The following is an 11291-nucleotide window of genomic DNA, read 5'->3' on the forward strand; positions in this document are numbered from 1 at the left end:
ATCGAGAACCGCACCCGAGAGGTCTGTGTCTCCTACGGCCGCGCCCGCTCGGATGCCGGGGCGTTCCGGCAGGAGGTGGCACCGTGAACGCGCTGGTGAACGATCCCCGCTTCGCTGCCACGACGTTTTTGGTGGTCGATTTCGAAGGCCTCACTCCGGCGGGACGGCCTGCCGAGCCGATCGAGGTCGCAGCGCTGGCCCTGCGCCCCGTAGGCGACCGGTTGGTGGAGGTCGACCGGTTCGAGGAGCTGATGCGGCCGCCCGCCGACGTTCCCGTGACCGCGCGGGACGTCCAGCTCAAGGGCATTACCCAGCAGATGCTCTCCACGGCACGTCCGGTCGCCGAAGTGCTGGCGCGGCTCGACGCCCGCCTGACCGCGCCGCCGTACCGGCTGGTCGCCCATCATGCCTCCACGGAGGCCGGGATCATCGGCCGACAGGCCGAGCACTGTCCTGTACTCGCTGGCACGCCACTGCTGGACACGCTGCGTCTGGCCAAGGCCGCGGTGCCCGGGCTCGGCTCCTACGGGCTGGATGGTCTGCTCGGCTACTACGGCATCCCCAAGCCGGCCGGACGGCACCGGGCCATGCCGGATGTCGAGGTCACCACCCAGGTGCTGGTCCGGCTACTGGACGACGGATGCGCCGACGGGCGGTGGAGCACTCTGCTCGAACTGGACGCGGTAGCCGGATTGCAGCCCAACCGGCGGCCGCACGCAGCCCCCGAAGCGGAGCAACGAGCCCTGTTCTGAACCGGAGCCCCCGGCAGGAAGGACGTGATGGGGTCAGCCTCTTCAGGGCCCGATGCCCGTAGAGCCAGCCGTGACAGTCACCTGCCCAAGCCCGTCGGCTGGACGACGCGGCACACGCAGCCGCGGCGCCTGGTGAGCTGGCGCACCGTCTACCGACTCGCCGCCGCCGATCACCCGGCCTCCCTTCCATCTACCACCTCAAGGAGACCTCTTCGCCGTGAACCACCCGTCCCTCCCTTCGCTGCTGGCAGTGTTCGCGCACCCTGACGATGAGAGTCTTCTAGCCGGCGGCGTGCTCGCGCAGCACCACGCCGCCGGCGCCCGCACGGCGGTCGTCACCGCCACCTGGGCCCCCGACAGCCGCCGAGCGCCCGAACTCGCGGACGCCCTCGCCGTCCTGGGCGCTGGCTCCCCACGCCTGCTCGGCTACGGCGATGCCCGCAACCCCGAGGCCGCGCCCGCCCAGCCCCGGCTCGTCGACGCTCCCTTCGACGAGGCCATCGGCCGCCTCGTCGCCCACATCCGGGACTTCCGTCCCGACATCGTCGTCACCCATGACGCGGTCGGCCAGTTGACCGGCCACCCCGACCACGTACGCACCCACCAGATCACCCTGCTCGCCGTCGAAGCCGCCGGACTTGCCCGCCTGTATCTGGAAGCGGGCCCCCCGTGGCAGCCGGCCGCGCTGTACGCCGCCACCCACCCCGAGTCCGGCGTCGGCCTGCTCCGCCCGCTGCTCGAAGGTGTGGGAAAGGAGGTGCTCGCGGTGCCGGACTCATACGTGACCACCAGCGTCGACGTCACCCCCTGGACCGACGCGAAGTGGCGCGCGATCCTCGCGCATCGCGGTGAGGTCGCCCGTGAGCGGCCCCTGCCCGGCATCCTCGCCCGCCTCCCCGAAGCAGACCGCGCCCAGATCATCCGTACCGAACACTTCACCCGCCTCACCCCAGGACCCACGAAGTGCGACCCGGCCCGGCTGGCCGCCTGACCCCCGGGGCACCTTCACCGCCCACGAGCAAGCCCCTGCTGATCGGAGAGAGATGATGCCGACTCCTGCACTCGACCAACGCCCCAACGGGTCACGGACCTTGCGGTTGGCGGTCGCCCAGAGCACGGTGCCGGAAGATCCCACTGACCGAGGAGCACTTCGAGCGGCCGGGCAGGAGATCCGGGCCCTGATGGCGGAGGCAGCCGGGGCGGGTGCGCGGCTGGTGCAGTTCCCCGAGGGGGCGATCGTCTATCCGAGCAAGCACGTGATGGTGGCCGGCCCGGACGGCGGGCTGGTACCGGCCAACTGGAGCCGTGCCGCCTGGGACGTCCTGCGCGAGGAGGCCGAGTCGATCGCTGCGCTGGCTGGGGAACTACGGATGTGGACGGCGTTCGGGTCGCTACACCCGCTCACGCCGCCGAACAGGCCCCACAACAGCCTCTTCATCGTCTCCGACCGTGGCGAGCTGGTCGCCAGGTACGACAAGCGGCTCCTGTCGCATACCGAGGTCTCCTACCTGTACACCCCGGGCCGCGAGCCGCTCGTCTTCGAGGTGGACGGCATGCGGATCGGCTGCGCGCTGTGCGTGGAGGCGAACTTCCCGCCGCTCTTCGCCGAGTACGAGCGCCTGGACGTCGACTGCGTTCTGCTCTCCGTGATGGTCGACGATGCTCCGAGGGCGCGCGTCGCCCAGGCCTACGGCACGCTGTACTGCTACTGGTTTGGCTACGCCGTGCCGGCGCAGTTCAGCGCCACGGTGCCGTCCGGGATCGTGGCGCCCGGCGGCCGGTGGCTGGCGCAGTGCCCCGCCGACGGGCAGCCCGCGCTGGCGGTCGCGGACATCGACCTCGACTCGGCCGACCCGGACATCGACGTGGCCCTCCGGTACGCCCGACCATGGCGACGCCGGGCGCAGGACGGGCTCTACGAGGACCGGCTTGTAGACGGGGACCCGCGCAGCGACATCCGCACGGCCTTCTGAGAACGCCCGCGCGCCTGACCGGCCAGAGCCTCTTGGTGTCGCGTCGGATCGCGGTGCTCCCCCCCATCGGCCGCTGGGGGGAGCACCGCGAGGATGTCGCGCCGCCCACGGTCGGCCCCGCCTCTTCTACTCGTACGACCAGGGCCGGCCAGTGGGCTCGGCCGTCCTGCGGTACTCCTCGACCGGGACCGGTCTCACGCCGGGCCGCATCCGGTCCATCAGCAGAAGTCCGTCGAGGTGATCAATTTCGTGCGCGATGAGCCGCGCGTCGCCCCGCTCGTAGACGGCCTTCTCGGTACTGCCCGCTGCTGTCATCGTTTCCACCGTGATCCGCAGGGGTTGGGGAACCTGTGCCCGTACGTCGAAGAATGACAGGCACCCTTCGAACCTCTCGTCCATGTCCTCGGAGGCGTCGGTGATACGGGGGTTGAGCAGAACGAGGGGGGCGGATCCAGGAGGTTGGACGACGGCTGCGGACCGGCCGATGCCGATCTGCGGGGCAGCCAGGCCAAGGCCCTTGCCAGAGAAGTCGTGCGTGCGGCGGATGCGCTCCATGACGTCGGAGCTGACCGACGTCGTCGTCGATGGTTTCCCGCTCATCGGGGAGTGCGAAGGGGGGCCAGGGTCACGCAGGACGGGCGCGCCGTACTGAACGATGTCGAGGTCGCGCATCTGCTGGCTGGGGCGCATCGGACCATCTCCCCCTTGGTGAACGGTCATGGAGGGTCTGCCCCACGGCTTGTCACGGGGTGGCGCGTTTCGCCTTCCATAGGGGCGTGGTGGTGGGGGCCTGTCAGGTCAGCTTCGGGCTGTTCCCGCTCAGGAACTCGCGGGCGCCGCGGAGCCGGGTGCGCAGCTTCTGCTGGGTGGTGCGGCTGTCGAGTCGTACGTCGAGCCCGCCGGGCAGTCCCGTATCGGAGCGGCGTGCGGAGGGCAGCCGGGCGGGGTCGAGCCCGTCGCGGCGGGCGATGAGCTCGCCCAGCTCGTAGCGGCTGAGGGCATCCGGCCCAGCGAGGTGGAACACGCCGGCGGCGTCGGACCGGGTGATCTCCCACAGAGCGGCAGCCAGGTCTGTCACGTGGACGGGGCAACGGATGTCGTCGGTGAACAAGGCGCCCTGCCGGGTGCCGTCGGCCAGCGCATGCACCAGCCGCTCGTGCTCGGACCGGCCGTTGCCGATGATCAGGGAAGTACGGGCGACGGCCGCGGTGTTGGGGCATAGGAGGCGTACGGCGGTCTCGGCGGCTGCCTTCGCGGCCCCGTAGGGAGTGAGGGGGTCCGGAAGGCAGGACTCGTCGTAGCGGTCGCGGCCCGTGCCGGAGAAGACGGCGTCGCTGGAGACGTGCACTAGGCGGATTCCTTGGCCGGCCGCAGCTTGGGCGAGACGGATCCCGCTTTCGGCGGTGACCGCCCAGTCCGCTCCGCCGCTCGTCGCGTTGATCACCACGGCCGGAGCCACCGTTTCGAGGACTTCCTCCAGGCGGAGGGGGTCGCGAAGGTCGAGGTGATGCCAGGTCGCCCCGTCGTCACCGGGGCGGGAATGGAACGTGGCGACCGGGTGCAGGCCGGCGGACACCGCCTGGCGTACCAGCTCGGCGCCCAGGAAGCCGTTGCCGCCGATGATCAGCACAGTCATGCCGCCTCACGCTACGGGCGAGCGCCACCGCCCCGAGCTACTTCGGCAGAAATAACCGATCAGCCCAGCCAAGGAGGCATGAGCGCCGGCCCGAACCAGCATGCCGCTCCGGCTGTCGGTCGGCCTGGCCAGCCGGTCAGTGCTCGCTCCTCAGGCAAGAACACCGCTGCGTTCGGCGAGGCCGCGGAGTTCCGTTGAGGTGGGGCCGGACACCAGCAGGCTGGAGATCAAGGCCTTCGTCGCCGGTCGGGCGTGGGTCTCCTGTGGAGCGCATCTCTCAGCGGCCAGAAGCGTGCGGACGCAGTCGCTGCGGCGGCCGAGGCGGTCGTAGGTGACAGCGATGTCCCCGAGGGCGCGGGAGCGGCGTTCGACGCTGGGCAGCGCCTTCAGCGAGATCGTGCGAGCGGCATCGAGCGCGGCCCGGGGATCGCCTGCGTGATTCTCCGCGCTGATCCTGTGAAGTTGCACGGTGAGGGGGCTGAAGCCGCCGCCGTGGTCGCGCAGCAGGGTGGCACCGCCGAGTTCCTTGGCGATGGCGGCAGCTTCGTCCGTCAGCTCCCGCATCCCGTCCCGATCGCCGCGGCGCGCAAGGGTGTACGACGCACTCTGGACCAGGAGGCCGCGGACCGCGGCCCCGGCGCGTCCGGTGCCTCGCAGATCCGGGTGATCAGCGGCGGAGAGCGCGATCGACAGCGCTTGGTCATGCCACCCCGCCTTCCTGGCGAGCACGGCCAGCTGACGGGCGCACTCGGCGACGGCGAGGACGTCTCCCGCCGACTCGGCGAGCTGCCGCGCGCGGTCGGCCGCCATCCAGCCGAGCTGCTGCTCGTCCATCTTCACGAGCATGCGGGTCGCCAGGAGGTAGCTCTTGGCCAGGAGGGCGTGCTGATCCGTGTCGTCGCCGCTGGTGGACAGCGCCTGGCCGACGGAGATGAGGCGGGGCAGGCGCACGGCCAGGGATGCGTAGCGGCAGGCGTCGAAGTCGGCGAGCGCGCGGGTGAAGTCGGTGACGGGCGCCTCGGGCGACCATGGCGCGGTCGTGGCCGCTCCAAGTCCGAGCATCGCGTCCCGAAGGCGGGTGACGAGCAACTCGCCCAGCAGGGCCTCCTCGGCCTGCGCGTCTCCGCTCCCGAGCAATGGGGTAGCGGCCGTGGCCGCTAGGCCCACGAGCAACTTGCGTCGACGCACCGGTCCTTCACCGTCCTCCCGCCCGGGTGTACCTACCCTAGGGTCGGAGAGCCGGGGGGAAGAGTGCGGGAATTCCAGGGCGTCAGCGAAGCACCGCAGGACGTCGACGTCGGTCATCGGTGAGATGCCCTCGTCCGGACCTGACCACAGGATCGTTGGAAGTCCCGGCCATGCCCTCACACCGAGCCATCGCCAAGCGCTCGCCCAACCGGCCTCCTGCTCTTGAGAGTCGGCTCTGGTGAGGGCCGAACCGGGCGCAGCCACGATCGAGCGGCGCAGGGCCGCAAGCATGCCTGCTGCCGGGCTCATTCGCACACTGCCTCGGGTGATCCGTCGTCGGGCCAGGTTGGGCGGTACGGGTCGTCGATGTTCCACCCCCGCCATGCGGTGTCGCGGAGCTCGCCCGTGCTTTCGTCGACCACGCCCTCAGGAACCAGCCGCAGCCGGGGCCGGGCGGACCGGCTCCGCTCGACGGCGTTCTGCGTGCGTTCGGTGAGCCACTGCCGGTACCAGCGCCGCTGATCGCCGTGCCGTTTGCGGCGCCGTTCGCCCAGGCCGGCGGTGCCCCGGGTGAGGGCGACGTGCTCGAACTGGTCGGGGTCGGGGCGAAGGCCTTCGCCGCCGGCCAGGTGGCGGGGCAGGTAGACCAGGCCGTCGGCCTCCTCGGCAAGACCGTCCTCGACGAGCTTGTCCACGCAGCGGCGCACCGTGGTGCGGTGCAGGCCGGTCGCCGCGGCCAGGTTGGCGACGTCAGTGCCGTCGAGTGGGTCGAGGGCGGCGAGGATCCGGGCGCCGGACGTGCCGTGGGCGTAGTGGTGACAGGCGTCGGTCCCCATCACGGCGCCCAGTGCGCGGGTGCTCACTTCCCGCTCCGTGTGCGCGTCCGGGACACCCTCTGCCCCCCTCTCCCCCGAGGCTGGACGGTGTCCCGGGCGCGCACACGACTCCTGATCTTCAGGCTCTGCCAGGGGGATCCGCAGGGACCAGGTCGAGCTGTGCTCCCCGGTTCCGGCCGCGACCAGGACCAGCCACCGAGCCGCACGCAGACGGGCGTTGCTCGCTTCCACGGTCGAGCGGGCGCAGCCCATCAGCTCGGCCAGCTGCCGTACCGAGACCTCGTGCTCGAGCCCGCCAGCCTGTTCGGCCAGCAGCAGCCGCGCGGTGAGGTTCTTGAGATCGGTGCCGCCGCCCGGTCCTGGCCACACGACGGCTTCCACGGCGGCCCGCAGGCGGGCGATCGCCACCATGGCATCGGCCCGGCACACGATCGCGCCCGAAGTGCCCACGAACGCGCGCGCCTTGTCGAGCATCCCGGCGAGCTTGCCCTCGGCGTACCGCTCCCCCTTGCGTGAGCGCAGCGACCGCGCCCAGGCGCCGCCCGCCGTCGGGCGCAGCACCAGGGCCTCCCACCACTGTGCGAGGGTCCACTCCCGGCCGGGCTGGGAGACCGCGACCGCCAGGGCCATTGTCAGCCGGTAGCCGGAATCGGCGGCTGTCTTGCCCGCGTACCGGCCCTCGGTGTCGCCCTCCAGCAGCAGCCGGCGTGCCCGCCCCGACAGACCCGGCAGCCCTTGTACCCACTCGGTCAACGACGGCCGTCGCACCGGGCGGTGCGCGACAGTAGCCCGTACGGGACGGTTCATGCCCCCACCCCCGCCTCGCTGCCACGTGCCGGCGAGCCCGGCAACGCCGGGGGCCGTCGCACGGACATCGCGCGCTCGGGCGGCGCGGGGCGGATCAGGCCACGGACCTGGGCAGCCGCCTGCGCATACCAGTCGGGTTCGGCATCCGCTTCGGACGTGGGCCGGGCGGCCCGCAGCGTACGCAGCCGGTCGTTCAGGAGTGCGTGTGCCGTGTTGAACCGGGCCGTCTGGGCGGCCTCTTCAGCGGCCTCGCGGGCCTCGTCGACGCTGTCGTGGAGGTGGCTGCGCCGCATCTCGGTGGCGAAGACCTTCTCGTACTCGGCCTGGGCCGGCGGCTGGTGGGCGAACCAGTTCACAGCCCGGCGCTGCAGCGCACCCAGCTGGAGTTCCGCCGCCAGCCGCGCCGCGAGCGCCACCGACTCGGCGAACACGCCACCGCCCGCAGCGAGCAGGTCCCTCACCGCCTGGTCGACGGCGCCGCGCATGTCCTGCTCGGTCCTGCGAACGGCATCAAGCCGGTCCGCGTCGCCGCCCATGCCCCAGGTGGCCACCGCCACGTCGACGGCCTCGGCCACCAGTTCCTCGACGCGGCGCTCGTCGCGGCAATGGCCGCACAGACCGGCTGTCTCCGGCTTCCCGCACACCGTGCAGGCCAGTGCCCGCTGGGCGGCCTCCTGGGCCGCTCGCTGGGCCCGCTGCTCGGCCCACACCCGCTCACGGGCGTGCCGCTGGCGGAGTGCCTCCTCACGGCGCAGCGCCGCGGCGGCGGCCTCCCGCTGCCAGCACGCATTCAGCTCCGCCTCGAACACCAGCCGGTCAACCCGGCCACCGGCCAGAGCCGTTGTCGCCTTGGCGAAGGCACGGGAGCGCAGCGCCCGTCCGTCCAGGACCAGCATCTGGCAGGCGGCACAGTCGGCCCGGGTGTCCATCCGCCGCCCGTCGTCGCACCGACTGTCAGGGCACAACGCCCGGCGCGGCAGAGCACGACCGACCAGCCACCCCACCGGGTCGGTGACCGGCACCGTCCCTTGCTCGGTCAACCGGCGCTTGAGGCGCTCCCGCAGGACCCGCTCGGCATCCACCCCTGGACCGCACGCCCCCGAGATTTCGCCGAGCCGCGCCTGGACCACCTTCGTGACGTAACGCCTGGTCGTCAGCCGGTCGAGCCGGCCCCACACCATGGCCACCGGCTCCAGCACACGCTCCAGCCCCTTGGGCACCTGAGCCCACACCGGCGGCGGCCCCCCCAACTCTGACCGCCACGCCTCAAGTGTCGACGCCGACGCCGACGAACCCGACTTCCCCTCCGCCAGCAGCAGATCAGGCTTGTCCCCGCGAAGCGGGCCAGCCCCGCCGTCGACAGCCGTCACGTCACCGTGGAGACCATCCTCCAGCGTCGGGGAGCTCCCGCCCTCGCACGCGCGTACCGGCTGACGGCAGTACTCCGACGCGGCTTCGCCGGAAAACCCGAAACCTCCAGCACCCTCACCACGTACATCAGCCACAACAGCGTGGTCGGCGTGAGAGTCTGCATCAGCGCAACTAGCCTCGGACGTCTCAAAGACGGCCTGACCTGCGAAAAGATCACTATCAGCGTCGTCGAGATCCCTGGGTGCAGTTCCGGAACCCTCCCCGGCGCCCCCAAGGTCATCCCACGACAGCTGCCGCCACCCATCACCCTCCACCACAAGCACGTCGGACTCTTCACGCCAGGCACACCGAACGCAGCCCGCCGCATCGCCGGCAGACGCAGAACTCTCCAGCTCGGCATCGTCCGGGACCGCGGCCGCGGACCCATGCGCGGCCGCCACCGCCGGCACCACGAGTCGACCCGGCGCGACCGTCACCGCTTCCGCGGCAACAAGCCGGCCCAGCACCGTCGCGGCCACCGGCACACGGCACCCCAGCATCCGCGCCAGCGTCACCGCCGCCCGGCCATGACGAGCCACCGTCTTCGCCAACGGCCCACCGACCAACGGCACCCGCCCGTCCGGCCGTGCATGCAAGGCGAGCAGAACCAGCGCCAGCCGATCCGACGCCGCGCCCCTCCCCCGCCGTCCCTTCTTCACCAGCAGACCAGGAGGCGTGGCGCACTGCTCACCCCAACCCGGAGCGAACAACTCCTCCAAAAACCGCAGCAGCGTCGCCAACTCGGCCTTCGACAACGCCAAAGGTGCGCCGACGTCGTTCCGGGCCTCCCACAGAGCTTCCACCCGATACTCGACACCGGTCGGCAGACCGTCGCCGCCCCGCAGCACACGCGCAGCGACAGCATCAACGTCACGAAGAACGTTGATTACTTCGTGGTCGACGGTCGACTCCGACACCCCGAGCCAACGACCCAGCTCCCTGGCCGTGATCTCAACCCGGCAGCTGCCATGGCTGGCCTTCGCCATCAGCACGAGGGTGCCGAGACGCACAACATCCTTGCGGCCGGCGAGCCTGGGATCGGAAAGCAGGGCGCGGACGGCCGTCAACAGCCGGAACCCCATGCCGCGCCCCAGCTGTAGGGCCAGAGTCGGTCGGTCGGCCAGGTGTGGAGAGCTTGACGAGACGCCATGCGAGGGCGCTCGCCCTGGAATTTTCGACTTCTTGGGTAGGCTTTCGCCTGCTTCAGGCATGACTGAGCCGACCCTCGTACGGGTAGCTATGATCTGCTCCAGTCGAGGAGGTACAAGGACGTCCGTCATCGCCACCCGGCGCGCTAGGCCGTAGCAGAACAGCCGGGCATGCGACGTGATTCAGCTAGGGATGTCGGTTGTGCCTCACCTCCTCGACAACAGCAGTGGCCCGGGACCGCAGATCCCGGGCCGTCCTGCTACATGAGCCCCCGCAGGGCGTTTCTCAGTGGAGCGTGCCGGAAGCCAATGCTTCGCGGTCGACTCCGGCTGCTGGCCTCTCGGCGGAATGCCCGGCGAGTCACTTTGTTTCCCGGTCAGGACGCCGGCCAAAGTGCTTGAGCTGGGGTCCGTACTCGTTGCGAAGGCTTATGTCGTCCACCGGACGACGGATCAGCCCGCCGTCCGGAAGGCCGTAGAGCTCGGACCAACGAGACTGTGCACCCTTTGTTTGGTGCTCGATGATTCGGATCGCTGAGCCACGGTGCTGCGACGACACATGCTGCTGCACCTTCTGGTACGTGGCGTCGTTGAGTGCGGTGCTTGATGTCGCAAACACCGTGACCTGTTGGGGAATGGTGCTGAAGCCCAGGAGAGCGATCTCCGTGTCTTGGACAGTGATCGTGGTGTCCAAGATCTTGCGCGGCCAGTGGAAGATAGTTTCGAGGTTCGGTGGAAGTTCAGCGATCCATTCGCCGATTGGGACTGCAACGAAGTTCGACCGCTGGTGCGCGAGGACAAATCCCGTGTGGGCACCGAAGTCGTTCGTTACCTCAACGCCCTCAGGGGTAATCCACAGGATTGAGTCCATCTTGGTGGCTGGGTCACGTGCTGCATCTCGCGCAGCGTTGACCGCAAGCGACACCCAGGGCTCCATCGCCCGAGCCTCGCTTCGAGAGCGCTTCTTGCCCGGCCAGACGAGCTGATCCACAAAGGCGAACACGCGTACGACAATGACGTCTTCCCCGTCGAGCGCACTTGCGTTCACGAGACCGAGCTGGGCGGCCTTGGTAACCCAGGAGCGGTTGACGTTGGCCGTGCTCGCGAGAACGGCCGGCTGCACGTAGGCGGACAAGGCGTCTCCAGTGTGTGTCCTTCAGGCTGTGGATCACCGTAGCGCATTGCGGCCCGATCTCGTGTCACGACGCGACACGCGTTTCGCTCGATTCCTCGCCCCCGCCTGGGCGTTCGTCCGAGTTGTCCGGTTATACCGAGCTGTTTGCGTGTCGCGTCGCGTCATAGTCGAGGCACTCAAGAAGGCCGAACGATACGAACATAGGAGTGCGCCTAGATCCCTACAGACATCCCTACGGGCATCCCTACGGGCATCCCTACGGGCATCCCTACGGGCATCCCTACGGGCATCCCTACGGGCATCCCTACGGGCATCCCTACGGGCATCCCTACGGGCATCCCTACGGGCATCCCTACGGGCATCCCTACGGGCATCCCTACGGGCATCCCTACGGGCATCCCTACGG

General features: G+C 70.2%; 10 protein-coding genes. 4 read left to right on the top strand and 6 right to left on the bottom strand.

Annotation, left to right across the window (positions count from 1 at the left end):
- The first annotated feature begins 83 nt into the window (after nt 1-83).
- From ACH41F_RS34915 to ACH41F_RS34925, 3 genes are all read left to right on the top strand, one after another.
- A complete protein-coding gene (locus tag ACH41F_RS34915; protein WP_391237919.1) occupies nt 84-752 on the top strand; it encodes an exonuclease domain-containing protein in 669 nt (222 codons plus the stop codon).
- 217 nt (nt 753-969) lie between these two features.
- Entirely contained in the window at nt 970-1743 is a 774-nt protein-coding gene (locus ACH41F_RS34920) for a PIG-L family deacetylase (protein WP_391237916.1), read from the top strand.
- A 55-nt stretch (nt 1744-1798) separates the two neighbouring features.
- Nucleotides 1799-2725 (top strand): carbon-nitrogen hydrolase family protein, encoded by a 927-nt coding sequence (locus ACH41F_RS34925; RefSeq protein ID WP_398838997.1) that lies wholly within the window; start codon nt 1799-1801, stop codon nt 2723-2725.
- 126 nt (nt 2726-2851) lie between these two features.
- Here ACH41F_RS34925 and ACH41F_RS34930 read toward each other — a convergent pair whose 3' ends face one another.
- From ACH41F_RS34930 to ACH41F_RS34955, 6 genes are all read right to left on the bottom strand, one after another.
- Complete coding sequence (locus tag ACH41F_RS34930; RefSeq protein ID WP_391237910.1) at nt 2852-3415, bottom strand: peptide deformylase; 564 nt, start codon at nt 3413-3415, stop codon at nt 2852-2854.
- Nucleotides 3416-3518: 103 nt separating this feature from the next.
- Nucleotides 3519-4361: a sugar nucleotide-binding protein gene (locus ACH41F_RS34935; protein ID WP_391237907.1), complete on the bottom strand. Its 843-nt coding sequence runs from the start codon at nt 4359-4361 to the stop codon at nt 3519-3521.
- A gap of 150 nt (nt 4362-4511) precedes the next feature.
- The gene (locus ACH41F_RS34940) at nt 4512-5498 is read right to left on the bottom strand and encodes an XRE family transcriptional regulator (RefSeq protein WP_391237904.1); all 987 of its coding nucleotides are present in this window, start codon (nt 5496-5498) and stop codon (nt 4512-4514) included.
- A gap of 356 nt (nt 5499-5854) precedes the next feature.
- Nucleotides 5855-7192: a helix-turn-helix domain-containing protein gene (locus ACH41F_RS34945; RefSeq protein WP_391237901.1), complete on the bottom strand. Its 1338-nt coding sequence runs from the start codon at nt 7190-7192 to the stop codon at nt 5855-5857.
- On the bottom strand, nt 7189-9684 hold the full coding sequence (locus tag ACH41F_RS34950; protein WP_391237898.1) for a hypothetical protein: 2496 nt from the start codon (nt 9682-9684) through the stop codon (nt 7189-7191). The genes ACH41F_RS34945 and ACH41F_RS34950 overlap by 4 nt, the downstream gene beginning before the upstream one ends.
- Before the next feature lie 427 nt (nt 9685-10111).
- The gene (locus tag ACH41F_RS34955) at nt 10112-10885 is read right to left on the bottom strand and encodes a hypothetical protein (RefSeq protein ID WP_200402211.1); all 774 of its coding nucleotides are present in this window, start codon (nt 10883-10885) and stop codon (nt 10112-10114) included.
- 206 nt (nt 10886-11091) lie between these two features.
- Here ACH41F_RS34955 and ACH41F_RS34960 point away from each other — a divergent pair.
- The coding region (locus tag ACH41F_RS34960; protein WP_398839001.1) for a hypothetical protein at nt 11092-11291 on the top strand (200 nt) is incomplete at its 3' end.

It is taken from the genome of Streptomyces sp. NPDC020489 (assembly GCF_044386545.1).
Taxonomy (GTDB): domain Bacteria; phylum Actinomycetota; class Actinomycetes; order Streptomycetales; family Streptomycetaceae; genus Streptomyces.